The sequence below is a fragment of the Mycolicibacterium vinylchloridicum genome (assembly GCF_013404075.1).
Lineage (GTDB): Bacteria > Actinomycetota > Actinomycetes > Mycobacteriales > Mycobacteriaceae > Mycobacterium > Mycobacterium vinylchloridicum.
Genome location: NZ_JACBJQ010000001.1, coordinates 128,069 through 153,017 on the forward strand (window position 1 = coordinate 128,069; position 24,949 = coordinate 153,017).

The 24,949-nt window shown below is 64.6% G+C and carries 24 protein-coding genes and 1 pseudogene; 8 read left to right on the forward strand and 17 right to left on the reverse strand.

Annotated features, from left to right (window positions below; genetic code table 11):
* Nucleotides 1-20: 20 nt before the first annotated feature.
* Complete coding sequence (locus HPC46_RS00690) at nucleotides 21-413, reverse strand: helix-turn-helix domain-containing protein (RefSeq protein ID WP_179466286.1); 393 nt, start codon at nucleotides 411-413, stop codon at nucleotides 21-23.
* A gap of 90 nt (nucleotides 414-503) precedes the next feature.
* Nucleotides 504-1,838 carry a DUF445 domain-containing protein gene (locus HPC46_RS00695; protein WP_325096523.1) on the reverse strand — a complete coding sequence of 445 codons (1,335 nt, stop codon included), beginning with the start codon at nucleotides 1,836-1,838 and terminating at the stop codon, nucleotides 504-506.
* Between the two features lie 83 nt (nucleotides 1,839-1,921).
* Here HPC46_RS00695 and HPC46_RS00700 point away from each other — a divergent pair, with 83 nt between their 5' ends.
* Nucleotides 1,922-2,638: a TetR/AcrR family transcriptional regulator gene (locus HPC46_RS00700; protein ID WP_218893519.1), complete on the forward strand. Its 717-nt coding sequence runs from the start codon at nucleotides 1,922-1,924 to the stop codon at nucleotides 2,636-2,638.
* Here HPC46_RS00700 and HPC46_RS00705 read toward each other — a convergent pair.
* Nucleotides 2,631-3,533 carry a DUF4344 domain-containing metallopeptidase gene (locus HPC46_RS00705; RefSeq protein WP_179466287.1) on the reverse strand — a complete coding sequence of 301 codons (903 nt, stop codon included), beginning with the start codon at nucleotides 3,531-3,533 and terminating at the stop codon, nucleotides 2,631-2,633. The two genes, HPC46_RS00700 and HPC46_RS00705, sit on opposite strands and share 8 nt — an antisense overlap.
* 477 nt (nucleotides 3,534-4,010) lie before the next feature.
* Here HPC46_RS00705 and HPC46_RS00710 point away from each other — a divergent pair, with 477 nt between their 5' ends.
* The 3 genes and pseudogenes from HPC46_RS00710 to HPC46_RS00720 all read left to right on the forward strand — a co-directional run bounded on the left by HPC46_RS00710 (nucleotide 4,011) and on the right by HPC46_RS00720 (nucleotide 6,685).
* Nucleotides 4,011-5,315, forward strand: coding sequence for an ICP22 family protein (locus HPC46_RS00710; RefSeq protein WP_179466288.1), 1,305 nt, complete (start codon nucleotides 4,011-4,013; stop codon nucleotides 5,313-5,315).
* Between the two features lie 268 nt (nucleotides 5,316-5,583).
* A pseudogene (locus HPC46_RS35460) lies at nucleotides 5,584-5,796 on the forward strand (transporter substrate-binding domain-containing protein); the annotation flags it as partial.
* 31 nt (nucleotides 5,797-5,827) lie between these two features.
* Nucleotides 5,828-6,685, forward strand: coding sequence for a polyphosphate kinase 2 family protein (locus HPC46_RS00720; protein ID WP_179466289.1), 858 nt, complete (start codon nucleotides 5,828-5,830; stop codon nucleotides 6,683-6,685).
* Between the two features lie 3 nt (nucleotides 6,686-6,688).
* Here HPC46_RS00720 and HPC46_RS00725 read toward each other — a convergent pair whose 3' ends face one another.
* From HPC46_RS00725 to HPC46_RS00740, 4 genes are all read right to left on the reverse strand, one after another.
* A complete protein-coding gene (locus tag HPC46_RS00725) occupies nucleotides 6,689-7,564 on the reverse strand; it encodes a cyclopropane mycolic acid synthase family methyltransferase (protein ID WP_179466290.1) in 876 nt (291 codons plus the stop codon).
* 137 nt (nucleotides 7,565-7,701) lie between these two features.
* Nucleotides 7,702-8,556 carry a 3-hydroxybutyryl-CoA dehydrogenase gene (locus tag HPC46_RS00730; protein ID WP_179466291.1) on the reverse strand — a complete coding sequence of 285 codons (855 nt, stop codon included), beginning with the start codon at nucleotides 8,554-8,556 and terminating at the stop codon, nucleotides 7,702-7,704.
* A gap of 142 nt (nucleotides 8,557-8,698) precedes the next feature.
* Entirely contained in the window at nucleotides 8,699-9,985 is a 1,287-nt protein-coding gene (aceA, locus tag HPC46_RS00735) for an isocitrate lyase (RefSeq protein WP_179466292.1), read from the reverse strand.
* Between the two features lie 258 nt (nucleotides 9,986-10,243).
* On the reverse strand, nucleotides 10,244-11,065 hold the full coding sequence (locus HPC46_RS00740; RefSeq protein WP_179466293.1) for an acyl-[acyl-carrier-protein] thioesterase: 822 nt from the start codon (nucleotides 11,063-11,065) through the stop codon (nucleotides 10,244-10,246).
* A gap of 159 nt (nucleotides 11,066-11,224) precedes the next feature.
* On the opposite strand from HPC46_RS00740, the gene ramB reads away from it, so the two are divergent.
* Nucleotides 11,225-12,649 (forward strand): acetate metabolism transcriptional regulator RamB, encoded by a 1,425-nt coding sequence (gene ramB, locus HPC46_RS00745; RefSeq protein ID WP_179466294.1) that lies wholly within the window; start codon nucleotides 11,225-11,227, stop codon nucleotides 12,647-12,649.
* A complete protein-coding gene (locus tag HPC46_RS00750) occupies nucleotides 12,649-13,185 on the forward strand; it encodes a carboxymuconolactone decarboxylase family protein (RefSeq protein ID WP_179466295.1) in 537 nt (178 codons plus the stop codon). Before ramB ends, HPC46_RS00750 begins: the two co-directional genes overlap by 1 nt.
* Before the next feature lie 8 nt (nucleotides 13,186-13,193).
* On the opposite strand, the gene HPC46_RS00755 is transcribed toward HPC46_RS00750, so the two are convergent.
* The 9 genes from HPC46_RS00755 to HPC46_RS00795 all read right to left on the reverse strand — a co-directional run bounded on the left by HPC46_RS00755 (nucleotide 13,194) and on the right by HPC46_RS00795 (nucleotide 20,601).
* Nucleotides 13,194-13,445, reverse strand: coding sequence for a hypothetical protein (locus tag HPC46_RS00755; protein ID WP_179466296.1), 252 nt, complete (start codon nucleotides 13,443-13,445; stop codon nucleotides 13,194-13,196).
* 114 nt (nucleotides 13,446-13,559) lie between these two features.
* Entirely contained in the window at nucleotides 13,560-13,829 is a 270-nt protein-coding gene (locus tag HPC46_RS00760) for a hypothetical protein (RefSeq protein WP_179466297.1), read from the reverse strand.
* Nucleotides 13,826-15,220 carry a dihydrolipoyl dehydrogenase gene (gene lpdA / locus HPC46_RS00765; RefSeq protein ID WP_179466298.1) on the reverse strand — a complete coding sequence of 465 codons (1,395 nt, stop codon included), beginning with the start codon at nucleotides 15,218-15,220 and terminating at the stop codon, nucleotides 13,826-13,828. The genes HPC46_RS00760 and lpdA overlap by 4 nt, the downstream gene beginning before the upstream one ends.
* A gap of 4 nt (nucleotides 15,221-15,224) precedes the next feature.
* Nucleotides 15,225-15,779 (reverse strand): hypothetical protein, encoded by a 555-nt coding sequence (locus tag HPC46_RS00770; protein ID WP_179466299.1) that lies wholly within the window; start codon nucleotides 15,777-15,779, stop codon nucleotides 15,225-15,227.
* On the reverse strand, nucleotides 15,772-16,050 hold the full coding sequence (locus HPC46_RS00775) for a putative holin (protein WP_179466300.1): 279 nt from the start codon (nucleotides 16,048-16,050) through the stop codon (nucleotides 15,772-15,774). The genes HPC46_RS00770 and HPC46_RS00775 overlap by 8 nt, the downstream gene beginning before the upstream one ends.
* A gap of 29 nt (nucleotides 16,051-16,079) precedes the next feature.
* Nucleotides 16,080-16,637, reverse strand: coding sequence for a DUF779 domain-containing protein (locus HPC46_RS00780; protein WP_233716139.1), 558 nt, complete (start codon nucleotides 16,635-16,637; stop codon nucleotides 16,080-16,082).
* A 35-nt stretch (nucleotides 16,638-16,672) separates the two neighbouring features.
* Complete coding sequence (gene adh, locus HPC46_RS00785; protein WP_179466301.1) at nucleotides 16,673-18,193, reverse strand: aldehyde dehydrogenase; 1,521 nt, start codon at nucleotides 18,191-18,193, stop codon at nucleotides 16,673-16,675.
* Between the two features lie 10 nt (nucleotides 18,194-18,203).
* A complete protein-coding gene (locus HPC46_RS00790; RefSeq protein WP_179466302.1) occupies nucleotides 18,204-19,493 on the reverse strand; it encodes a GAF domain-containing protein in 1,290 nt (429 codons plus the stop codon).
* Nucleotides 19,494-19,548: 55 nt separating this feature from the next.
* Nucleotides 19,549-20,601 (reverse strand): 2,3-butanediol dehydrogenase, encoded by a 1,053-nt coding sequence (locus HPC46_RS00795; RefSeq protein ID WP_179466303.1) that lies wholly within the window; start codon nucleotides 20,599-20,601, stop codon nucleotides 19,549-19,551.
* Nucleotides 20,602-20,719: 118 nt separating this feature from the next.
* Between HPC46_RS00795 and HPC46_RS00800 the strand changes: the two genes are divergently transcribed.
* Nucleotides 20,720-22,546 carry a flavin-containing monooxygenase gene (locus HPC46_RS00800; protein ID WP_179466304.1) on the forward strand — a complete coding sequence of 609 codons (1,827 nt, stop codon included), beginning with the start codon at nucleotides 20,720-20,722 and terminating at the stop codon, nucleotides 22,544-22,546.
* Between the two features lie 15 nt (nucleotides 22,547-22,561).
* On the opposite strand, the gene HPC46_RS35925 is transcribed toward HPC46_RS00800, so the two are convergent.
* A complete protein-coding gene (locus HPC46_RS35925) occupies nucleotides 22,562-22,852 on the reverse strand; it encodes a ribosomal protein L7/L12 (protein WP_179466305.1) in 291 nt (96 codons plus the stop codon).
* A gap of 28 nt (nucleotides 22,853-22,880) precedes the next feature.
* Here HPC46_RS35925 and HPC46_RS00810 point away from each other — a divergent pair, with 28 nt between their 5' ends.
* Nucleotides 22,881-24,896, forward strand: a complete 2,016-nt coding sequence (locus tag HPC46_RS00810) for a prolyl oligopeptidase family serine peptidase (protein WP_179466525.1) — start codon at nucleotides 22,881-22,883, stop codon at nucleotides 24,894-24,896.
* Nucleotides 24,897-24,949 lie beyond the last annotated feature (53 nt).

Consider the following 24,949-nt stretch of genomic DNA (forward strand, 5'->3'; position numbering starts at 1 on the left):
TTCGCCAGGGTGCTGGTCTGTTACTCAGTCGACAGCTCCTCACGGGCAGCTTCGTTCTGCTGACAGAACGACGTGTAGATGTCGAGCAGAACCTGCTTCTGACGCTCGGTGATCACGGTGTCTCCGATGATCGCGTCGTGCACCTTGCTCGTCTCCCCGGGCTCGAGAATCCCGGCCCGGATGTAGAGCACCTCGGCAGACATCCGCAGCGCCTTGGCAATCTGGCTCAGAACCTCCGCAGAGGGTTTCCGTAGCCCCCGTTCGATCTGACTGAGGTACGGATTGCTGACACCGGCCTTTTCGGCCAACTGCCGCACCGAAACCTGAGCGGCTTCACGCTGCGCCCTGATGAAGCCGCCGATGTCATGCGCGGCAGTGGACACCACGGCCTGGATATCTCCGTCTTGCGCCATGGTTCACCTCCCGTCGCGTTGGGTATCCGATGCGTACCATCGCCACACTACGTGGGGGTGCTAGCTTTTGCAAGCACTTGCTAGCGCAGGTCAGAACATGAATTGCGCCACACTGTAGATAATCAGGCCGGCCAGGGCACCCACCACGGTGCCGTTGATGCGAATGAATTGCAGGTCGCGGCCGACATGCAATTCGATCCGCCGGCTGGCCTCTTCGGCATCCCAACGCTCGATGGTGTCGGTGATGATCGTGGTGATTTCAGCCCCGTACTGGGCGACCAGATGCTGCGCCCCGCGCACGATCCAGTTGTCCACCTTGTCGCGCAGCTCGACATCGTCGCGCAGCGACTCCCCGATGAGCACGATCGAACCGGTGATCCGGGTGCGCAGCGCGCTCGACGGATCGTCCACCCCGTCGAGCACCAAGCGCTTCAACGTCTTCCAGGCGGTCTCCGCCGCGCGGGTGACTTCGTCGCGCGCCATCAGTTGTTCTTTGACCGCCTCCGCGCGCGCGATCGTCGCCTCGTCGTTCTGCAGGTCATTGGCGAACTCGAACAGGAAACGCGTAGCCGATTGGCGCAGTTCATGATTCGGGTCGCGACGCACCTTGTCGGTGAAATCCATCAGCTCCCGGTGAATCCGGTCGCCCACCAATTGGTCGACGAATCGCGGCGACCAGGTCGGCGAATCGCGGGTGACGACGCGTTCGATGGTGTCACCGGCGCCCAGCGCCCATTCAAAGGCCCGGTCGCACAACAGCTGGATCAGCGCCTCCTGGCGGTTCTCGGCCAGGAGCTGTCCCAGCACCCGGCCCACCGGCGGCCCCCACTGCGGCTCGGCAAGCCGTTTGACGATGGTGCGGTCGATGACCTGCTGGATGTCTTCGTCGTTGAGCAATTCCACGACGACGCGCAGCACCGTGCCGGCCTCATTGGCCACCCGGGCGGCGTGCGACGGTTCGGACAGCCACTTGCCCAGCCGGCCGGCCACGTCGGCGTCCCGCAGCTTGGTTTCCACCACCTCCGGGGAGAGGAAGTTCTCCCGCACGAAGGTGCCCAGGCCCTCACCGAGCTGATCCTTCTTGCGCTTGATGATCGCAGTGTGCGGAATCTTCAGCCCCAACGGGTGACGGAACAGCGCGGTGACGGCGAACCAGTCGGCCAGTGCACCGACCATGCCCGCCTCGGCGGCCGCACCCACGTAGCCGATCCACGCCGGTCCACCCTGGGACTGACCCCACCGGCAGACCAGGAAAATCACCGTGGCACCGATCAGGAAACTCAGCGCGACGGCTTTCATCCGGCGCAACCCACGACGTCGCTCGGCGTCCGCCTCCGGGTCGGCCCCGGCGAACGACTCCGCAAACGACGTGCCCGCTCGGGCTACCTCCACCGGCAACGCCGGGAGGCGATGTTTCGCTGCCACTCCACCATCATCCGCTATCGGGCGACCCAGTTAATGTGACCCTGCCCTTTGATTAGACAGTAGAATCGTCGCGGACGAGGGGAATGGACTCCGCGATAGTGGCACAGCAGATCAGTCATGGGGTCGCCAAGACCGACGGTCGCAAGCGACGCTGGCATCAACACAAGGTCGAACGCCGCACCGAGTTGGTGGACGGCGCGCTGGAAGCTGTTCGCCAGCGTGGCCACGACGTCAGCATGGACGAGATAGCTGCGGAAATCGGTGTGTCGAAGACCGTGTTGTACCGCTACTTCGTCGACAAGAACGATCTGACCACCGCGGTCATGATGCGCTTCGCGCAGACCACCCTGATCCCCAATATGGCCGCTGCACTGTCATCGAACATGGACGGCTTCGACCTCACCCGCGAGATCATCCGGGTCTACGTGGATACCGTCGCCAACGAGCCCGAACCGTACCGATTTGTGATGGCAAACAGTTCCGCCAGCAAAAACAAAGTCATCGCAGACTCGGAGCAAATCATCGCCAGGATGCTCGCTGTGGTGCTGCGCCGGCGCATGCAACGAGCCGGAATGGACACCGGCGGCGTCGAGCCCTGGGCCTACCTGATCGTCGGCGGCGTGCAGTTGGCCACACACTCGTGGATGTCGAATCCGCGGATGAGCAGCGACGAGCTGATCGACTACCTGACCATGCTGTGCTGGAACGCCCTGTGCGGCATTGTCGAAGCCGGTGGCTCGCTGGAGATGTTCAGCTCCGGGCCGCATCCGTCCCCGATACTGCCGCCCAGGCTCACTTGAGGTAAGGGCCGAGCAGCGTGTCCCACGAGCTGCTGAGCTTGTTGTATTCGTCCTCGCAGCCGTCGGCGCGGTCTTCGGGCAGTGAACCGTTCTTGACCAGGTCGGCGTTGCCGACAGGGTCGGCGCCGTACACCCAGCATTCGAGGTTGTACATGCGGGCGAGGTCCAGCGAGTGGACATCTGAGAGCTGACCCTCGTCGATTTCGCCGCCCTTTTGGTCGCTGTATCCCTTGAACTCGCGAGCGAAGTCCTTGACCGCCTGCACCGACTCGGGGTCGATCTTTCCGTCGGGTCCCGGCGCCAGCAGGATGTATGCCGCCAGCTGATCGGCGACATCCTCTTCTTTGCCGGTCGCCGGCAGGTCGTAGAGGTCGATCACCATGTGGCCGGTCTCGTGGTAAAACGTGGCGATCTCCGAATTGACCGCCGACGCCCTGGGGTTGTCGTCGCCCGCCTTGGTGTAAATGTCCAGTGCATCCGCCGCGTCCTCGTAGCAGATGGTGATCGACTTGTCGTCAGGACTCCAGTACGCATTCGCGGTATCACACTGCTTACCGATCAGCGGGATGTCGTACGGCAGCTTCAGGGAGTCGGTGATGCCGTCAGCGAGATCCTCGAGCAGGTGCTCGCTGCGCATGATGTCCCGGCCGGTGACCGCTTCGGGCGAGGTCGCATCCTGGTAGGACGCCGTCATCTTGCCCGGCCAGTCCTTGTCGTCGTTCGACGTGTCCGGCGTTCCGTTTGCGTTTTTATCCGGCTGACCCGACCCCTGCGGCACCTGGGCCGTCGAGGCGGCCACCGGCGCGTCCGAGGAATTCGATGAGTCATGTCCACAACCGGCGGCAACTGCCATCGACAGCAGTACCACCCCGATCGAGCAGATTCGCCCGCGCACCAGTCCCCCAGAATCGTTCCTCCAACGCCGGATGATGTTAACTGGCGCACGCCGTCAACGCTGGACAAACACGGAATCGATCGGTCGGCGGTATCTGGCGCAACCGCATGGCAACTTCGGGTAGTGATGTGGGGTAGTGATGTGGATGTGTTTCCCCCACAACGGCGCTGCCGATTGATAACGTCCAATCGGGCGATGTCAGGATGCGCCGTGCCGCCGGCCTCACGTTGGGTCGTTCGGCGGCGGTCCGCAACGATCTTGAGCGGCATACCAATTCGCGGGTGAGGGGGATGCGCTCTAAACGACCGCATCGAACCAGGCAAGTCGCGCCACATCTCACTGCTGCACAGCAAATCACCAACGGAGGGTGCCCCGGGCATGTATGAACAGCATTCAGGTTCAGATGGACAGTGTTTCGATCGAATGGGCATGGCCTCGCCTGCGCGACGGCCAGCTCGTACATCAAGGGGAGTCAGGGTGGGAACCGAGAGTTTCAGGTATCGCAGGCCGGCGGGGGTCATCGCCGCAGTCGCCGTGTTGTTCAGCACCGCGTTTGCTGGGATTCCGATTGCTCATGCGGACCCGTACGACGGGGACGACGGCGGCGGCAGCAGCTACGACGGCGGCGGGGATACCGGCGGCGGGTTCGAGGAGCCCTCCGGCGGCGGCATGGAGGAGCCCTCCGGTGGGGGCGTGGAAGAGCCTTCCGGCGGCGGCATGGAAGAGCCCGCGGGCGGCGAAGAACAGGGCGGCACCGACGATCTCCCGGGCGGCGCACACGAAGAGCCCGGCGGCACGCACGACGAACCCGGCGGCACCGAGGCACCGGGCGGCGGCACGAACGACACGAATGAAGTGCCCGGCGACGGGACTGGTTCGGACGATCCGACCGGCGGCGACGTCGCCGAGCCGACGCCGCAGGGTCCGCAAGCCTCCGAGCCGGACGTCAATACCGCTTCGAGTTCCGAGGTGACATCCACGACGACAACCGAGATGACGTCGGAGGAGTACTCCAGCTTCCAGTCGTCGATCTCGTCCGTCGTGAGCACGTCGTCGTTCACCACCGGACTCAGCTTGAGCAGCCCTGTAGCACTGTGGAATTCGAGTTGGATTTCCTACGACCGCTATTACCGTCCGGTGTTCACCAACCCGTACCGCACACCGCTGAGCATCGTGTACACCTCGGGCGGCCAACCGCAGACCTTCGTGGTGCCGCCGCTGCAACGGGCCGCGGTGAACGTTCCGAACACCGGCGTCTACAGCTTCACCGCGGCGACGCGCCCCGATTCCGGGCCGCCCGCCAACCTGAGCGTGGGCAGCTTCACCGGTGGCGGATACGAACCGGCCCCCGGGCAGGCGCCGCCCCAGAAACCGGCGCCGTTGAACACCCAGAAGAACGTCCTGGTCCAGGTGAAGTTCGACCGGGGAGCGTCCGCGCCTTTCCGGGTGAAGGCGCTGACCGACCTCGGCGCCGACCCCACGATGAACGGCGCCACCAAGGTGCTGCTGGACGAAGAGATTCCGGCCTGGGGGCAATGGTCGAAGACCGACAAGGGCGACCCGTTGTTCGTGATCAACCAAACCCAAACACTTCCCGGCGTGAATCCGCCCGGACAGGAACCGCTGCCGGGCTACAACGTCACGCTGACCGCTGCCGCAGAGAAGAAATCCTGGATCGAGAAGAACCTGACGGTATTGGTCGTAGTCGCGATCGGTGCGGGAGTGTTGGCTTTGGCCGCAGTCGGATTCATCGTCGCCACGAGGCGCCGACGCGCCGGATAGGAAGATCGGCAACTCCCCACTGACCCAACCGATTTCGCGTGCCGGGGGCACGAAGTCTGTCGCGCCCGCGGCACGCAGTCACATCGTCCAGGAGGCTCGGTATGAGCAGGCACTGGTACGCACTGCTGCTGATAGCTCTGGTGTCGCGCTCTGCGGTGCCGCGCCGGCATTTGCCCCGCCCGCCCCGACTCAACGCACGGCGTCCGTGGCCGGGTACCAGATGTCGCCGTTCGTCATCCAACAGCAGGACCAGTAGACCGGGTTCACGGTCGAGCTGTGGGAGCAGATCGCGCAACGACTCGGCTGGAAGACGAACTACGTCACCGTCGCAGACGTCAAGGACCAACTCCAGTCGGTGACCGACGGCAAAGCCGATATCGCCGCGGGCGGTCTGTCGATCACCGCCGAAGACGGCACGTACCAGACGCTCTATCGGAAGTGGTTCGGCTCCGACGAACACGCATCCGCCGACCACAGCTGACGCAGCGGATCGCCGACTAGTGTCGTCGGCTATGACCGATCTGCCGTCACAATGGACCCACGAGCCGCACAACATCCTCAGGTTCCGTCCCGGCACCAAAGTCGCCGACATCGACACCGACTCCAGCCCTGGATACTCCGACGGCAAAGACGGGTCAGAGGAACTGCAGGCTGAACGGAACGCCCGGTTCGCGGGCCTGCAGGAAATGCTCTACGCCAACGGCAAGTCCGGCGACAGTCGCTCGGTGTTGTTGGTGCTGCAGGGCATGGACACCGCGGGCAAGGGCGGCATCGTCAAGCATGTCGTCGGTGCCGGCGATCCGATGGGCATCCACTACACCGGCTTCGGCGTTCCGACCGAGGAGGAGCGCGCCCACCATTACCTGTGGCGGATCCGCAAGGCGCTCCCGGCCGGTGGCCACATCGGGGTATTCGACCGGTCGCACTACGAGGACGTGTTGGTGGTCCGGGTCCACGAACTGGTACCACGCGACGTGTGGGAACCCCGCTACGACGAGATCAACGCCTTCGAGAAAGAGCTCGTCGACTCTGGGACAACGATCGTCAAGTGCGCGATGTTCGTCTCCCTCGACGAGCAGAAGCGCCGGCTGGCCGAACGCCTGGACCGGCCCGACAAGTACTGGAAGTACAACCCCGGGGACGTCACCGAGCGCCTGCTGTGGCCGGCCTACCAGGAGGCCTATCAGGCTGTGCTGGACCGCACTTCGACCGACTACGCGCCGTGGTTCGTCATCCCGTGCGACAAGAAGTGGTACGCGCGGCTGGCCATCACCGAGCTACTGATCGAAGCCCTCAAGGGCATGAAGCTGTCGTGGCCGGCCGCCGGCTTCGACGTCGAGGCCGAGAAAAGAAGGCTCGAGCAGGCTTGAGCGTCAGCCCTTGACCAGGGTGAACTGACCGATGTTGGTGATCCCGCGGCGGAAGAAGTCCGCGCAGCCGGTCAGGTACTTCATGTAGCGGTCGTAGATCTCCTGCGAGGTGATGGCGATCGCCTCGTCGCGGCTGGCCACCAGCTTCGAGGCCCACATGTCCAGCGTGCGCGCGTAGTGGTGCTGCAGCAGGTGGATCCGTTCCAGGGTGAAGCCGGAATCGAGCGCGAGTTGCTCGATGTCCTCGACCGCAGGCAGCCGCCCACCCGGAAAAATTTCCTTCTCGATGAACTTCATGAACTTCAGATCGCTGATGGTGACCTTGATCTGGTTGTCCCGGAAGAACTTCTGGGTGTGCGCCAGGATCGTGTGCAGCAGCATGCGGCCGTCGGCTGGCAGCAGGTTGTACGCCTTTTCGAAGAACAGCGGGTACCGCTCGACCTTGAACGCCTCGAAGGCGCCGATGCTCACGATCCGATCGACGGGCTGGTCGAATTCCTCCCAGCCCTGCAGCCGGACCTCGATCGAGCGGTCGGTGTCGAGTGTGGCCAGGCGCTTGCGGGCGAACTCCGACTGGTTCTTGCTCAGCGTGATGCCGATGACGTTGACGTCGTACTTCTGCACGGCCATCTCCAGCGCGCCACCCCAGCCGCAGCCGACGTCGAGCAGTGTCATGCCGGGCTCGAGGTTGAGCTTGCCGAGGGCGAGGTCGAACTTGGCGTTCTGGGACTCCTCGAGCGTCATGTCGTCGCGCTCGTAGTATCCACAGGTGTAGCCCATGGTCGGGCCCAGGAACAGTGCAAAGAAATCGTCAGAGACGTCGTAGATCGACTGTGACTCCTCGTAGTAAGGAGTCAAATTCGCGTCTACGTCCACCATCAACAGCTACCTCTTAGCTTTCTACTTGCGTGGACGGATGCCGAGAAATGCGATGTTGTTGCAACGGCCGCCCCGACCAAAACCAGGAGCCTAGCCAATTCACCTATGAATTGCACAGGGCGCGGGGCGGGTCAGCCTCAGTACGTATAAAAGCCCTGCCCCGACTTCTTGCCCAGCATTCCGGCCTCGACCATGCGCAACAGCAGCGGCGGCGGGGCGTAGTGAGCGTCCTTGAGCTCTTCGTACATGGAGTCCGCGATGAGTTTCATCGTGTCCAGACCGATGAGGTCCGAGAGCCGCAGCGGCCCCATCGGATGCGACAGACCGGCAACGATCGCGGTGTCGACGTCCTCGATGGTCGCGACGCCGGCCTCCACCATGCGAATGGCCGACAGCAGGTAAGGCACCAGTAGCGCGTTGACGACGAATCCCGAGCGGTCGCCGCACCGCACGACCTTCTTGCCCAGTACCTCACTTGCGAACTGCTCGACCTTGGCGACGGCGGCATCGGAGGTGACCAGCGTGTTGATCAGTTCGACCAGCGGCAACACCGGGACCGGGTTGAAAAAGTGCAAGCCCAGTACTCGGCTCGGGTTCTGGGTGGCCGCAGCGATCTTCATGATCGGGATGCTCGAGGTGTTCGACGCCAGCACCGCGTCGGGGTCGGTGATGATCCGGTCGAGATCACCGAAGATCTTGGCCTTGACGTTCTCGTCCTCCACGACCGCTTCGATGACGAGCTGGCGATCGGCCATGTCGTTCAGATCGGTGGTGAAGGTCAGCCGGGCCAAGGTTGCGTCGCGGTCGGCTTCCGAAAGCTTGCCCTTGCTCGTGGCACGTTCCAGCGAGGAGGTGACCCGATCGCGGCCCGCGTTGATCAGCGCGTCGGTCGGCTCGTAGACGACGACGTTCGCGCCTGCCTTGGCCGACACCTCGACGATGCCCGCGCCCATCTGTCCCGCACCGACCACGCCAACTCGTTGAATGCTCACTTCATCTCCTCACGCATCAGGCCCCGCCCAATATAAGGACGGGGCCTGGACTGCGAAATGGTGGGACCTCTCACGAGCAGGCGCAGAATCGCGTTAATCGGGCTGCAACCGTGCGATTTTGCGCCTGCTCGCGGACAAGGGCTTAGTGGAACTGACCCTCTTCGGTCGAGCCGGCGAGAGCCGTGGTCGAGCTGGTCGGGTCCACGGTGGTGGCAATCCGGTCGAAGTAGCCGGCGCCGACCTCACGCTGGTGCTTGGTCGCGGTGTAGCCGCGCTCTTCTGCGGCGAACTCGCGCTCCTGCAGCTCGACGTAGGCGCTCATCTGGTTGCGGGCGTAGCCGTAGGCCAGATCGAACATCGAGTAGTTGAGGGCGTGGAAGCCGGCCAGGGTGATGAACTGGAACTTGAAGCCCATCGCGCCGAGCTCCTTCTGGAACTTCGCGATCGTCGAGTCGTCCAGGTGCTGTTTCCAGTTGAACGACGGCGAGCAGTTGTAGGCCAGCATCTGGTCGGGGAACTCGCTCTTGACGCCCTCGGCGAACTTCGCCGCCAGCTCCAGATCCGGGGTGCCGGTCTCCATCCAGATCAGGTCGGAGTACGGCGCGTAGGCCTTGGCGCGGGCGATGCAGGGTTCGATGCCGTTGCGCACCCGGTAGAAGCCCTCGGCGGTGCGCTCACCGGTGATGAACGGCTGATCGCGCTCGTCGACATCGGAGGTGATCAGGGTGGCGGCCTCGGCATCGGTACGGGCGATGACGACGGTCGGGACGTCCGCGACATCGGCCGCGAGACGGGCCGAGGTCAGGGTGCGGATGTGCTGCTGGGTCGGGATCAGCACCTTGCCACCGAGGTGGCCGCACTTCTTCTCCGACGCGAGCTGGTCCTCCCAGTGCGAGCCTGCGACACCGGCGGCGATCATCGCCTTCTGCAGTTCGTAGACGTTCAGGGCGCCACCGAAACCGGCCTCGCCGTCGGCGACGATCGGGGCCAGCCAGTTCTCCACCGAGGTGTCGCCCTCGACCTTGGCGATCTCGTCAGCGCGCAGCAGCGCGTTGTTGATGCGGCGCACGACCTGCGGCACCGAGTTGGCCGGGTAGAGGCTCTGGTCGGGGTAGGTGTGGCCGGACAGGTTCGCGTCACCGGCGACCTGCCAGCCCGACAGGTAGATGGCCTTCAGGCCGGCACGGACCTGCTGGACGGCCATGTTGCCGGTCAGCGCACCCAGCGCGTTGACGAACTCCATGTCGTGCAGCTGGTTCCACAGCACCTCCGCGCCGCGACGGGCCAGGGTGGCCTCCTCGACAACGCTGCCCTGCAGGGCGACGACGTCGGCCGGGGTGTAGGTACGGGTGATTCCGTTCCAGCGGGGGTTGGTGTCCCAGTCCTTCTGGATTTCTTCGGGGGTCTTCGGCTGGCCAACGGTGGACATGCCTGCTCCTTTGGATCGAGGTCGCCACCTTGACGGGAAGTGAACTGTTAACGCCAACGCAGCTTCGCTTGTGTGCTGCTACGAGCATGCCTCGCATCATTAGTGCACTTCAAGCCATTAGAAGTGCCAATTTTCGCCAACAGCACCCGCAACTTTGCGAAGGTTGCGAAGGTCGTCGTCGCCTGTACCGGTTCAGAAGTTACCGCCGGGTAGGGACTTTTCGCAGGTCAGTACGCTTGTACTGTTAAACCGCGTCGCTCAGAGCGGGAAGATCGCGGCGAGCGCTTTGATCTCATCCCCGACGACGTATGTGAGCGTTCTAACAGTGCGATCGGTCAGCTCCGGACCGAACTTGTCGGTGGAGCCGGGCGGATACACGTGCAACAGGATTTCGAGCTTGTCGCCGAAGGCCACCGGCGCATCGTGCTCGATGGTGACTCGCAGCGGGGCCTCGAACAGTTCGGGGTAGTGCGCCAGGAACTCTTCGACGACTTTCCAGTAGACCGAGTTGTTGACGTGATCGAACAGGTCGATGTCGCTCACCCGGATCGGGAAATCGCGAATTTCGTTGGCGTCCTGGCGTGCCCCTGCGGTCAGATACGACTTCCAGCGCAGCCGGCCCTCGCTGGTGGTGCGTTTCAGGTCGTCCAGGAAGTCGTCGGAGATACGGGCCGGCCCCTGAGTCTCCCGGTTGATGTTGATCCAGAAGGCTTCCGATTCGATCAGCCCGCCCTTGCGACCATCTATGCGGACCCGCATCTCGCACCAGCGATTCGATGTGCCCGAGCACCAGCGCCGCATCCGCAGCATGTCTTGGAACTCGATGGGGCGGATCAGGTCGACCATCGTGCGCCGGACGATCCACAACGGGTGGGTTTCCTCGTGCCCCATCTCGCGCAACTGGTCCTGGCCGATGTCCTGGATGTGGCGACAGGCCGCGTCGAGGCGAAGCCGGCCGACCCGGTCGATGTCGCCCACCCGCAGCGGCCATTCCCGGTCGAACACATCGGGGTTCGGATCGGGAACGGGCATCAGCACCTTCGCCAATCCGGCGTTCGCGGCGTGCTCGGCCGTGTTCATGCGCGATCCGCCTCCGGCTTCTCACTCGCGCTCATCGTCGGCCGTCCTCTCCCCATCCCCGCCCCAGCGCGATCATGCCAAAGGCCCTTGTGAATGCCAACCAGCCTGCGTTGCCAACGCTGCGAAGACGCTCTTCGCACGCGTCGGTAGGCTGAGTGAGTGTCCAAGACGTTCGTCGGATCCCGGATACGCCAACTGCGCAGCGAACGCGGATTCAGCCAGGCGGCATTGGCACAGATGCTGGAGATCTCGCCGAGCTATCTCAACCAGATCGAGCATGACGTCCGGCCGCTGACCGTCGCGGTGCTGCTGCGCATCACCGACGTGTTCGGGGTCGACGCCACCTTCTTCGCGTCCCAGGACGACACCCGACTGGTGGCCGAACTCCGCGAGGTCACGATGGACCGCGACCTGGATCTCGACGTCGACATGTCCGAAGTCGCCGACATCGTGAACGCCCACCCCGCCGTCGCCCGCGCGATCGTCAACCTGCACCGCCGCTATCGGATCACCACAGCACAGCTGGCCGCCGCCACCGAGGACCGCTTCAGCATCAACACCGGAGGCAGCGGCACGGGATCGATTTCGATGCCACACGAGGAAGTCCGGGACTACTTCTATCAACGGCAGAACTATCTGCACGAACTCGATACCGCCGCCGAGGACCTCACCATTCGGATGCGGATGCACCGAGCGGAGTTGCCGCGAGAGCTCTCCGACCGGTTGACCATGGTGCACGGTGTACACATCATCCGCCGCATCGATCTCGGCGACACGGTGCTGCACCGCTACGACCCGGTGTCTCGCACGCTGGAGATCAGTAACAACCTGTCGTCGGGTCAGCAGGTCTTCAAGATGGCAACGGAGCTGGCGTACCTGGAGTTCGGCGACCTCATCGACCGGTTGGTGGACGAGGGCAAGTTCACCAGCGACGAATCCCGCAAGCTCGCCCGGCTCGGACTGGCCAACTATTTTGCGGCCGCGACGGTGCTGCCCTACGGGCAGTTCCACAACATGGCCGACACCTTCCGCTACGACATCGAACGGCTCTCGGCCTTCTACCAGGTGAGCTACGAGACGATCTGCCACCGGCTCTCAACGCTGCAGCGGCCGTCGATGCGTGGTGTCCCGTTCTCGTTCGTCCGGGTGGACAGGGCTGGCAACATGTCGAAACGCCAGTCCGCCACCGGCTTTCACTTCTCCTCCGCCGGCGGTACCTGCCCGCTGTGGAACGTTTACGAGACGTTCGCCAACCCAGGCAAAATCGGAGTGCAGATGGCCCAGATGCCCGACGGACAGAGCTACATGTGGGTGGCCCGCACCGTGGAACGACGAGCGTCCCGATACGGCCAGCCGGTCAAGACATTCGCGATCGGCCTGGGGTGCGAAGCCCGGCACGCCAGCAGGCTGGTCTACTCGAAGGGCCTCGACCTGTCGTCGGACAGCGCGACGCCGATCGGGGCCGGCTGCCGAGTGTGTGAGCGCGACAACTGCCCGCAGCGCGCCTTCCCGGCACTGGGCCGCGCGCTGGATCTCGACGAGCATCGCAGCACGGTGTCACCCTATTTGGTCAAGGAGTCTTGATGGGTCAACGCATTCCGCCAGGCGGCCGGCGCGAGCTCGGGTTGCTCAACTGGGGGATCTCTCGATTGGGCGCCCGCGCGATACGGGCACCGCACATGCACCTGTTCGAAGTCCTGGGTCAGCACAAGTTGCTGTTCCTGTCGTTTCTGCCGTATTCGCACGTCCTGCTGAATTGGGGCAAGCTGCCCAAGCGCGACAAGGAACTGGTGATCCTGCGAGTGGGTCACCTGCGAAACTCGCAGTACGAGTTGCAGCAGCACCGCCGGCTGGCCAGAACCCGAGGGCTCGATTCAGCGTTGCAGGACAAGATCTTTGCCGGTCCGACCGCGCCGGGGTTGACCGATCGCCAGCGCGCCCTCGTGACGGCGGTCGACGAGTTCATACTCAACCGGGACCTCAGCGACGACACATTCGCCGAGCTGTCGACGCACCTGACCCGTGAGCAGATCATCGAATTCTGCGCCCTGGCAGGGCATTACGATGCAATCGCCGGCATCCTGGCAACATTGCGTGTTCCGATGGATTTTCCCGACTAGCGGAGCGGTTATTCGCCGAAGTGCTTGGCCTTGACTTGCGGTTTGGCCTTCTCGGTGGCCAGGACCGCGGGCGCGATTGTGGTTGTCACAGTGTCGCCCACCGTCATTGGACCCGGTATGATCGGCGCGGCCACCGGCGGTGAATCCACCGTGATGCCGTCGCCGAACGCCGCGGACAATCCACCCATCGCGACGACGGCAGCGCCGCCCACCACTGCCAGCAGAATTTTGATACGCGCACTACGCGCCGATTCAGCCATGCCGCCCCCGTTTCGCAATCGGCGCCAGGTGTGGTCGCCGGTGTGAAGAAAGTGGATCCCACAAGCCTTGAGACAGCCTGTAGCGGAGCTGGCCAACAGCTGGCAGATTGGCGCCTACAGGTAGGTGACGCCGAGCACGATCAGGGTGAAGATCAGCGGCGACACCGGGACACAGCCCAGGAACGCCGCCCACACCATCTGCTTACGCTGGTATTTCCGCCACGCCACCAAGCCGACGACGGCGGCCACAACCGCAATGACCGCCGAGAGGATCAGCACCCGGAAGCTGACGTCCTCGCCGCTGGTAGCGACGGAAATGCCGATCAGCCACAGGATGTGGCCGACCACGAGTCCGCCGATACCGGCGATCAGCGTCGGTCTCAAAAGTTGATCATGTGGCCGGCGAGACCGTGGAAGCATTCCTGGAGTGCCTCCGACAGCGTCGGATGGGTGTGCACGTTGCGGGTCAGCTCGTTGACGGTCAGATCCCACTTCTGCGCCAAGGTCAGCTCCGGCAGGAGCTCGGAGACGTCGGGCCCGATCAAGTGCCCGCCGAGGAGCTCACCGTATTTGGCGTCGGCGATGACCTTGACGAACCCGGTGGGGTCGGCCAGCCCGTGCGCTTTGCCGTTGGCGGTGAACGGGAACTTGGCCACCTTCACGTCGTAGCCCTCGTCGCGGGCCTGCTGCTCGGTGAGGCCGAAGCTGGCGACCTGCGGCTGGCAGAACGTGGCTCGCGGCATCATCCGGTAGTCACCGAGCGCCAGCGTCTCGGCGCCGGCGATGGTCTCGGCAGCCACCACACCCATCGCCTCAGCGACGTGAGCGAGCTGAAGCTTGGCCGTGACATCGCCGATGGCGTAGATGTGCGGCACGTTGGTGCGCATGTAGTCGTCGATGCCGATCGCCTTGCGGTCGGTCAGCTCGACGCCCGCCTTGTCGAGTCCGAAGCCGTCAACGTTGGGGGCAAAGCCGATGGCCTGCAACACCTTATCGGCCTTGAGCTCTTCGGTCTTGCCGTCCTTGCTGACCACGACGGTCACTGTCGATCCGTTGTCGTCAATGGACTCGACTTTGGTGCCGGTGAGGATCTTCACGCCGAGCTTCTTGTACTGCTTCTCGATCTCCTTGGAGACCTCGGCGTCTTCGTTGGGCAGCGCGCGAGGCAGGAACTCGACGATGGTGACGTCGACGCCGTAGTTCTTCATGACGTACGCGAATTCCATGCCGATCGCGCCGGCACCGGCGATGATGATCGACCCCGGCAGGTCGCGCGAGAGGATCTGCTCCTCGTAGGTGACGACGTTCTTCGACAGCGAGGTGCCCGGCACCAGCCGGGTGCTGGAGCCCGTCGCGATGATCGCGTTGTCGAACTCGACCTTCTCCGTACCGCCCTCGTTGAGATCGACCTCGATGCTGTTCGGGCCGGTGAACTTCCCGTAGCCATGGATCTCGGTGATCTTGTTCTTCTTCATCAGGAAGTGCACGCCGGCCACCCGGCCGTCGGCGACCTTGCGGCTGCGGTCGAAGGCGGCACCGTAATCGAAGGTGGCCTCTCCACTGATGCCGAACGTCTTGGCTTCCTTGGTGAAGATGTGGGCCAGCTCGGCGTTGCGCAGCAATGCCTTCGACGGAATGCAACCGACATTGAGGCAGACTCCGCCCCAATACTTGGGTTCGATGATGGCGGTATTCAGCCCGAGCTGGGCGGCGCGGATGGCCGCTACGTACCCGCCGGGACCTGCTCCGAGAACGACGACGTCATAGTGGGTCACGTCGTCAGCCTATCGTCGGGCGGGCGATCCATTCGAAGTAGTAGGCACCGTGCAGTAGCGCGGCGGTGGCCACCGAGGCCAGTGGCGCCGACATCAGGGCGATGGCCAGCGCCGTTACCGATGGCCGGTTCTGCACCATGGAAACCAGCATGCTCCCGACCGAGCAGACGATCAGGTAGATCAGCACGAAGAACACCGCAGGGGTCTTGTTCAGCGATGTGTACCACCAGAAGTAGAAGCCGAGGCCGGCGGCCGCCGCCAGCACCCAGACCGCGGCCACGATGAACACGAACTGCCACCGCTTCACGAACTGATACGAGCCAGTCGTCGCGGTGACCGAGGGCGGCACCACGACCGGTTCGGCGTGCAGCGACCCGTTGACCGGGCGCAGGAACGCATCGGTGTCGAAGCTCTCCAATTCGCTGAACGCGATGGACGGTCCCGAGATCTCCGCTTCGGGCTCGTCGGTCAGCGCCTTGAGGACGTCTGGGTGTGGTCCGGTGTCGAAAATCGGCGCGTGATGCGGCTCGGTCGACGGAAGGGAAGTTTTGTCAGCCACTGGACACCACCTGAACCAGAACCAAGGCCCCCAACCAGCCCGGCGCCATCGCCAGGATGAACGCCCCCATGGTGGTGACCCAGCGCCGACCGGAAAACAGGATGAGCAGCATCCCGATCGAACTGGGGACCGCCACCACCAAGCCCACCACGAGATCGGGGCGAACCGGGGTTTTGATCAATACGGTGGCCACGACAGCCGCGACCAGACCGGTCACGGTTCCGACCAGCAACGCACTTGTGAGCAGCCATGCCCGAGGCAGGGGTATCACGCTTACGAGGGTACTTGCCGGCGAGCCGACTATGGCTGAACGGCTCCGGCGAGCCGACCAGGGATTGCGCAGGCGTCGGCGGCCTCGGCGACCACCAGATCGGTCCGTTCGGGCGGCCGCGCACCCCGCTCGTAGTCAGCCCCTGTCAGCGGCAATGCGCTGGCCAGCAACTCGTTCTCGGCTTCGCTGAAGGCCCGGCCGCGGCTGAGGAAGCGCATCCCCTCGGGCGTCTCGAGGCTGAATCCGCCGCCCCGGCCCGGAACGACGTCGATCACCAACTGGGTGTGCTTCCACGTTTCGAACTGCGGGCCGGAGATCCATACCGGGGCACCCTCGAGGACGCCGAGCAGAACATCACGGTCGCCGACGATGAACTCGCCGTCGGGATAACACATCGGCGACGACCCGTCGCAGCAGCCGCCGGACTGATGGAACATCACCGGCCCGTGCCGCTCCTGCAGCGTGTGCAGGAGGTCGGCGGCCGCCGCGGTGATCAGCGCCCGCGGCGGCGCCTCGGTCTCGGCATCCCCGCGATTTCGGCGCGCTTTCGATCGCTGTGCGGCGGAATGCGCGCCGAAATCACTCATCAACGGTGCCGGTCCTTTCTTCCTCGCTCCGCTCGTCAGAAGAAGCCTTGGGCTTTGTTGGAGTAGGAGACGAGCAGGTTCTTGGTCTGCTGGTAGTGGTCGAGCATCATCTTGTGGTTTTCGCGGCCGATGCCGGACTGTTTGTAGCCGCCGAACGCGGCGTGGGCGGGGTAGGCGTGATAGCAGTTGGTCCAGACCCGGCCGGCTTTGATGTCGCGCCCGGCGCGGTAAGCGGTGTTGCCGTCGCGGCTCCACACCCCCGCACCCAACCCGTACAACGTGTCATTGGCGATGCGGATGGCGTCGTCGTAATCGGCGAACGACGTCACCGCGACGACGGGCCCGAAGATCTCCTCCTGGAAGATCCGCATGGCGTTGTCACCGGTGAAGATCGTCGGCTGCACGTAATAGCCGCCCGACAGGTCACCGCCCAGTTCGGCGCGCTCACCACCGGTCACCACCTTCGCGCCCTCGCTTTTCCCGATCTCGATATAGGACAGGATCTTCTCCAGCTGATCGTTGGAGGCCTGCGCCCCGATCATGGTGTCGGTGTCCAGCGGATCACCCTGGCGGACCGCCTTGGTACGGATCGCCGCCATCGCCAAGAACTCGTCATAGATATCGGCCTGGATCAAGCTGCGCGACGGACACGTGCACACTTCGCCCTGGTTGAGGGCGAACATCGTAAAGCCCTCCAGGGCTTTGTCCTGATAGTCGTCATTGGCCGCCATCACATCGGAGAAGAAGATGTTCGGGCTCTTGCCGCCGAGTTCCAGGGTGACCGGAATCAGATTCTGCGAGGCGTACTGCATGATCAGCCGGCCGGTGGTGGTCTCCCCGGTGAACGCGATCTTGGCGATCCGGTTCGAGGACGCCAACGGCTTACCGGCCTCCACCCCAAAACCATTGACCACATTCACAACACCGGCCGGCAGCAGATCGGCGATCAACGACAGCAGGTACAGGATCGAGGCCGGGGTCTGCTCGGCAGGCTTGAGCACCACCGCGTTACCAGCAGCCAACGCCGGAGCAAGCTTCCACACCGCCATCAAGATCGGGAAGTTCCACGGAATGATCTGGCCCACCACACCCAGCGGCTCGTGGAAATGGTAAGCAACAGTATCCTCATCGATCTGGGACAGCGAACCCTCCTGCGCGCGGATCGCCGCCGCGAAATACCGAAAGTGATCCACCGCCAACGGAATATCCGCATTCAGCGTCTCCCGGATCGGCTTACCGTTGTCCCACGACTCAGCCAGCGCGATCGACTCCAGATTCGCCTCGATACGATCAGCGATCTTGTTCAGGATCACCGCCCGCTCCCCCGCCGACGTCTTACCCCACCCCGGCGCGGCAGCATGCGCGGCGTCCAACGCCCTCTCGATATCGGCATCCGTGGAACGCGCCACCTCACAGAACACTTCACCGGTCACCGGCGTCGGGTTCTCGAAGTACTGACCACCCACCGGCGCAACCCACTCACCGCCGATGAAGTTCTCATACCGGGATTGAAACGCCATCGTGGACCCGGTACCGGGGCGGGCATAGACAGTCATAAGTACTCCTCTACGAGACACTTTCATTGATACGAACGGCGCGAACCGCTGGTGCGGTCGATGATGGCAGCACCATTGCCATGTCCGTGGGATATCGCACGGTCACGTCGACACCTCCGGCAAATCGATACGGCTGAGCGGCCAGCACGCCCGCGAATTGCTTACGCAGACGGGATAGTTCGGCGCGAACGGTGACCACCCGGCTGCGATCACCGTAGAGATCGGCGGCCAGCTCGGGCGCCGACCGGCCCCGCCGATCCCGAGCCAGGATCAGCAGGATTTCGGCGTGGCGCAGCGAAATGTCGTGCCGCCAACGTCCGAACTGACCCGCCATGTCCACTGCGGGCGCGCCGGCCACGCTGAGATCCAGCTCCAGCCGCGTGAGCGCCGGTGCGCCGTCGTCGTCGGTGGGCCGAACCAGCCAGCCCCCGGGAAGCACGTCTACGTCGCAGATGCCGAACGAGGGGATCCAGGCCCGGCCGGGGGCGACGTCATCCGGCAGCAGAATGCGATTGTGCAGCGGTAGCGAGTCGACCGCCGCCACCCAACCATCGGAGTCGACCGCAAGGGCGGGCTTGCCGATGCGCGCCAGGATCGGGGCGGCGACCATCCGCAGTCGATTCAAGGTGCGGTCGTGCTGCTCACGCAGGTGCGATTCGGCGAGCCGGGCGACCGCGTCGACCAACGCCACGGTCGTCGGGTGCACCGTCGCCGCGGGGCCGGACACGTCGACCACTCCGATCACGTGCCCGGTTCGCGGGTCACGGATGGGCGCCCCGGCACACGTCCAGGAGTGGTGCGTGCGCAGGAAGTGCTCGGCCGAGAACACCTGGACGGCACGGTTGGACACCAGCGCCGTGCCGATCGCATTGGTACCTACCTCGCCTTCGGCCCAGCGTGCTCCTTCGATGAAACCCAGCCGGTCGGCGTTGCTGAGCACCGCCGGGGAGCCCGAGCGCCAGAGCACCCGGCCCTCGGCGTCGGCTACGACCAGGATGTTGGTGCCGTCGGCGACGATCGACTCCAGCCCGCGGGACAGCTCGTCGAGCACGGCCATCAGGCCCGAGGCCCGGCGCAGCGTCTCCAAGCCGCCCGACTCCACTACCGGTGGCGTGCGGCTGTCGGGGTCGACACCCGCCGCCTTCAACCGCCGCCACGAGTCTCCGATGATGTCCCGCGGTCGGGCCGGGGCACGGTGACCCGACATCGTCGCGTCATAGACAGCCGACATCAGCCGCGCGTAACTGCGCGGGTCCTCGCCGACCGCGACTGCGGGCTCAGGCACATCCGCCCCATGCATCAATGCCGATTGTGCTCCGCATCTCACCGGTAGACCAGGCCGCGGTGGTCCAGACTCATGATTCTCCGTTCGGGTCGACCAAGACTTTCATCTTCTTGCCGGCGTGCAACGCCTCGAAGCCCTCGTCGACGACGTCGTCGATACCGATCGTGGCCACCCAGCCAGTGGTGTCGTAAGCACCGTCGGCCATCAACGCGATGACGGACTCGAAGTCCGCAGCGGTGTAGCACAGCGAGCCCTGAATACGGCTCTCGTTCATGACGAGGTTGAGAAGTGGTGTATCCAAAGGCTTTTCGTAAATCGCAACGCTGACCATCGGCTTGCGGGAACCCACACAGGCCAGCGCCGCGGCCACGGCCGGGGTGACCCCGGCGGCGTCGAACACCGCATCGGCACCGTCGCCGCCGGTGTGGTCGGCGATGAAGGCCGCAACATCGAGCGCCAGCGGGTCGAGAGTCTGGGCGCCGAGTACCTCGATGGCCGCGCGTCGGGTAGCGGACGGTTCGACCACGAACACGTCGTCAAGTCCCTTGCCGCGCAGAGCAAACCACAGACCGATGCCGATGGGTCCGGCCCCGAAGACCACGGCGGTGTCCGGTGGGGCGACATCGCCGAGAGTGGCGGCGTGGTAGGCCACCGACATCGGCTCGACGAGAGCACCCAGTTCCAGGGACACATTGTCGGGCAACTTGTGCAGCATGCTCGTCGGGACCACCGTGTATTCAGCCATGCCGCCGTCGGACATCAGCCCGTGAAAGCCGATGTGCTGGCACACATTGTAGTTCCCGGCACGACAGGGTGCGCAGTGGCCGCACTTGTAGATGGGTTCGACGGCGACCCGGTCGCCCTCCGCCCAGCCGGTGACGCCGTCACCGACCGCGGTGATGGTCCCGGAGAATTCGTGGCCGATGGTCAGCGGCAGCTGCCGGCCCGTCAGCGGGTGCGGGGCAGTGGGCACGAAGATCGGCCCGGCGTAGTACTCGTGCAGGTCGGTACCGCAGATCCCGTTGAAGCCGACCTTGAGCTTCACGGTGCCCGGTACCGGCTCGGGTTCGGCGACGTCGGCGATCTCAACCTTGTTCGGTCCGTAGTAGACAGCTGCTTTCATGGGCCAGTTCTATGTGACGGCGACCACACCGCGACAGAGTTGCAGGGCGTTGCAGTTGACGATTGCAACACCTCGCAACCCTTGACCGGCGTCGATGCGCGGGTGTGCTCTGGCTCACATGACATCGACATTGGAACCTCAGGCAGCCGTCACCCCGCAGCAGCGGGTCGATGCCTGGCTGGCCGGCTTCGAGGCCGCATTGGCCGCCCGCGATATCGACGCGGCCACAGCCACGTTCGCCACCGACAGCTTCTGGCGCGACCTCGTCAGCTTCACTTGGAACATCAAGACCGTCGAAGGCCGCAACGAGATCGCCGGCATGCTCAGTGCCTGCCTCGACGGCACCGATCCCTCCGGCTTCCGGACCCGGGAGGCCCCTACCACCGAGGGCGATGTGACGTCGGCGTTCATCGAATTCGAGACCTCCGCCGGTCGTGGGGTCGGGCACCTGCGACTCCGAAGCGAATCCGGGACCGATCAGGCCTGGACGCTGCTCACCGCACTGCAGGAACTGAAGGGCTTCGAGGAGGCCAAGGGCCCGACCCGGGTGCTGGGCGCGGTGCACGGCGACGACCCGGATCCGCGCTCCTGGGCGCAGAAGCGTTCCGACGAAGAAGCCGAGTTGGGCCGGACTGTCCAGCCCTACGCGCTGGTCATCGGGGGCGGGCAGGGCGGGATCGCGCTCGGGGCGCGGCTGCGCCAACTCGGGGTACCCGCGATCGTCGTCGACCGCCACGAGCGGCCCGGCGATCAGTGGCGCAAGCGATACAAGTCGCTGTGCCTGCATGACCCCGTCTGGTACGACCACCTGCCGTACCTGCCCTTCCCGCAGAACTGGCCGGTGTTCGCCCCGAAGGACAAGATCGGCGACTGGTTGGAGTTCTATACCCGCGTCATGGAGGTGCCGTACTGGCCGAAGACGACGTGCCTGGCGGCGTCCTATGACGAAGTCGCCAAACAGTGGAGCGTCGAGGTCGACCGCGACGGCGAACGGTTGACGCTGCATCCGACCCAGCTGGTGCTGGCGACCGGCATGTCGGGCAAACCCAGCGTGCCGGCATTGCCGGGCCAGGACGTCTTCCGCGGCGACCAGCACCACTCCAGCGCACACCCGGGACCTGATGCCTACGTGGGCAAGAAGGCCGTGGTGATCGGGTCGAACAACTCCGCGCACGACATCTGCAAAGCGCTCTACGAGAACGGCGTCGACGTGACCATGGTGCAGCGGTCGTCGACCCATATCGTCAAGTCGGACACCCTGATGGACATCGGCCTCGGCGACCTGTACTCCGAGCGGGCGCTGGCAGCGGGGATGACCACCGAGAAGGCGGATCTGACATTCGCGTCGCTGCCGTACCGGATCATGCACGAATTTCAGATCCCGCTGTACGACCAAATGCGCGAACGCGACAAGGACTTCTACGACCGGCTGGCCGCGGCCGGCTTCGAATTGGACTGGGGTGCAGACGGTTCCGGGCTATTCATGAAATATCTGCGGCGCGGTTCCGGCTACTACATCGATGTCGGCGCCTGCGACCTGGTGGCCGACGGCCGAATCAAGCTCGCGCACGGCCAGGTGGACCGGCTCACCGAGGATTCGGTGGTGCTGGCCGATGGCACCGAATTGCCCGCCGATGTGGTGGTGTACGCCACCGGGTACGGGTCGATGAACGGCTGGGCGGCCGACCTGATCGGCCAGGGTGTGGCCGACAAGGTGGGCAAGGTGTGGGGACTGGGCTCCGATACCCCCAAAGACCCTGGCCCGTGGGAGGGCGAGCAGCGCAACATGTGGAAGCCCACCCGGCAGGAGAACCTGTGGTTCCACGGCGGAAACCTGCACCAGTCCCGGCACTACTCGCTGTATCTGGCGCTGCAGCTCAAGGCTCGCTACGAGGGACTCGCCACCCCGGTGTACGGGCTGCCGGAGGTGCACCACCTCAGCTGAGGAGGCTCCGCGCGGTCAGGGGGCGAGGCCGTCGACGATGTCCTTGGACTCCTTGAGCCCGAGACCGGTCTGCTCGCGCAGCACCTTGATGGCCTGGATCTTCTGGCCCTGCAGCGCCAGCTGCAGTACCTCTTGACTCACCGCCGGTGCGCCGACATCGCGGACCTGGTCGGACGCGACGGACGACGTGGCATCGCGAAGCGCCCACTCCAATTGCGCGACGCGCCGTTCCAGCTCATCGACCCGTCTGCGCAAGCCACCGTCGTCGACCTCGTCCACGCTGTCGGACCGGCCGAAGATGCCCATGCCGATGAGTATCGCGCATATAGGAACAATGGTGGACGTGACCGATACCCAGGAACCCGCGGATCCGTACCTCTGGCTCGAGGAAATCACCGGTGACGAGCAGCTGGACTGGGTGCGCAAGCACAACGATCCGACCGTCGCCGAATTCAGCGGTGAGACGTTCGAGCAGATGCGTGCCGAGGCGCTGGAGGTGCTCGACACCGACGCGCGGATTCCCTACGTGCGCCGGCGCGGGGAGTTCCTCTACAACTTCTGGCGCGACGCCACCAATCCGAGGGGGTTGTGGCGGCGGACCACGCTCGAGAGCTACCTCACCGAGACACCCGACTGGGATGTCATCCTCGACCTCGACGAGCTGGCCGCCGCCGATGGCGAGAAGTGGGTGTGGGCCGGAGCCGACGTCATCGAGCCCGATTACACGCGGGCGCTGATCAGTTTGTCGCGGGGCGGTTCCGATGCTGCGATCGTACGCGAATTCGACATGGTGACACGAGAATTCGTTGTCGGCGGCTTCGAGCTTCCGGAGGCGAAGTCGCGGTTGTCGTGGGAGGACCACGACACGGTGTTGGTGGGCACCGACTTCGGTCCGGATTCGATGACCGAGTCCGGCTACCCGCGGATCGTCAAGCGGTGGCGACGCGGCCAACCGCTGGCCGAGGCCACGACGCTCTTCACCGGACCGGTCACCGACGTGGCCGTCGGAGCATCGGTGGACCGAACCCCCGGCTACGAACGCACTCTGCTGAGCCGAGCCGTCGACTTCTTCAACGACCAGGTTTACGAACTCCGTTCGGGTGAGTTGGTCCGCATCGACGCACCGACGGACGCAAGCTTGTCGGTGCACCGGGAGTGGCTGCTGATCGAGCTCCGCAGCGATTGGCTCACGGGCACTGCGTCGTATCGGACCGGGTCGCTGCTGGCCGCCAAGTACGACGAATTCATCGGCGGCACAGCAGAATTGGTGGTGGTATTCGAACCCGACGAGCACACCAGCCTGCACCAGTACTCCTGGACGCTGGATCGGCTGCTGTTGGTGACGCTGGTCGATGTCGCCAGCCGGGTGGAGATCGTGACACCCGGGTCCTGGACGCGCGAGAAACTGGACGGTCTCGGCGGGAACACCGTGATCGTGTCCACCGACGAGTACGGTGACGAAATCTTCTTGGACTCCAGCGATTTCATCACCCCGTCGCGGCTGCTGCACGGGACGGCGGGTGGTGAGCTGACCGAGATCAAACGGGCTCCTTCGTTTTTCGATGCCGCGGACCTCCAGGTGCAGCAGCACTTCGCGACATCCGACGACGGCACGGCCATCCCCTACTTCGTCGTCGGCCACAAGCATGACCGGGCACCGGCGCCGACCCTGCTGGGCGGTTATGGCGGATTCGAGGTGTCCCGAACGCCGGGGTACGACGGCGTGCTGGGGCGGCTGTGGCTGTCCCGGGGCGGAACCTATGTGCTGGCCAATATCCGCGGCGGCGGCGAGTACGGCCCCGCGTGGCACACCCAGGCGATGCGGGAGGGCCGGCACAAGGTGGCCGAGGACTTCGCCTCAGTGGCACGCGATCTCGTCGCCCGCGGTATCGCAGGAGTCGCACAGCTCGGCGCACAGGGCGGCAGCAACGGCGGTCTGTTGATGGGCATCATGCTGACCAAGTACCCGGAGTCCTTCGGCGCGCTGGTGTGCCAGGTGCCGCTGCTCGATATGAAGCGGTTCCATCTCCTGCTGGCCGGGGCGTCATGGGTGGCCGAGTACGGAGACCCCGACGATCCCGAGGACTGGGCGTTCATCTCCGAATACTCGCCATATCAGAACATTTCGGCCGACCGGCGTTATCCCCCGGTCCTGATCACCACCTCGACGCGGGATGACAGGGTGCATCCCGGGCATGCCCGCAAGATGACGGCGGCCTTGGAGCAGGCCGGCCATCCAGTCTGGTACTACGAGAACATCGAGGGTGGGCATGCCGGGGCGGCCGACAATGCGCAGACGGCGTTCAAGTCGGCGCTGAGCTACTCGTTCCTGCATCGCATGCTGAATTGACCAGCAAACCCCTTCGAGTACCCTCTAGCTAACAGCTAACATGCCAGGGGGTG

Coding starts and splice junctions, on each gene's coding strand:
- HPC46_RS00690 (WP_179466286.1), bottom strand. CDS start 413: ATGGCGCAAGACGGAGATATCCAGGCCGTGGTGTCCACTGCCGCGCAT.
- HPC46_RS00700 (WP_218893519.1), top strand. CDS start 1,922: ATGGACTCCGCGATAGTGGCACAGCAGATCAGTCATGGGGTCGCCAAG.
- HPC46_RS00720 (WP_179466289.1), top strand. CDS start 5,828: ATGACCGATCTGCCGTCACAATGGACCCACGAGCCGCACAACATCCTC.
- HPC46_RS00725 (WP_179466290.1), bottom strand. CDS start 7,564: ATGGTGGACGTAGACGCGAATTTGACTCCTTACTACGAGGAGTCACAG.
- aceA (WP_179466292.1), bottom strand. CDS start 9,985: ATGTCCACCGTTGGCCAGCCGAAGACCCCCGAAGAAATCCAGAAGGAC.
- HPC46_RS00740 (WP_179466293.1), bottom strand. CDS start 11,065: ATGAACACGGCCGAGCACGCCGCGAACGCCGGATTGGCGAAGGTGCTG.
- HPC46_RS00750 (WP_179466295.1), top strand. CDS start 12,649: ATGGGTCAACGCATTCCGCCAGGCGGCCGGCGCGAGCTCGGGTTGCTC.
- HPC46_RS00755 (WP_179466296.1), bottom strand. CDS start 13,445: ATGGCTGAATCGGCGCGTAGTGCGCGTATCAAAATTCTGCTGGCAGTG.
- HPC46_RS00780 (WP_233716139.1), bottom strand. CDS start 16,637: ATGAGTGATTTCGGCGCGCATTCCGCCGCACAGCGATCGAAAGCGCGC.
- adh (WP_179466301.1), bottom strand. CDS start 18,193: ATGACTGTCTATGCCCGCCCCGGTACCGGGTCCACGATGGCGTTTCAA.
- HPC46_RS00790 (WP_179466302.1), bottom strand. CDS start 19,493: ATGCATGGGGCGGATGTGCCTGAGCCCGCAGTCGCGGTCGGCGAGGAC.
- HPC46_RS00795 (WP_179466303.1), bottom strand. CDS start 20,601: ATGAAAGCAGCTGTCTACTACGGACCGAACAAGGTTGAGATCGCCGAC.
- HPC46_RS00800 (WP_179466304.1), top strand. CDS start 20,720: ATGACATCGACATTGGAACCTCAGGCAGCCGTCACCCCGCAGCAGCGG.
- HPC46_RS35925 (WP_179466305.1), bottom strand. CDS start 22,852: ATGGGCATCTTCGGCCGGTCCGACAGCGTGGACGAGGTCGACGACGGT.
- HPC46_RS00810 (WP_179466525.1), top strand. CDS start 22,881: ATGGTGGACGTGACCGATACCCAGGAACCCGCGGATCCGTACCTCTGG.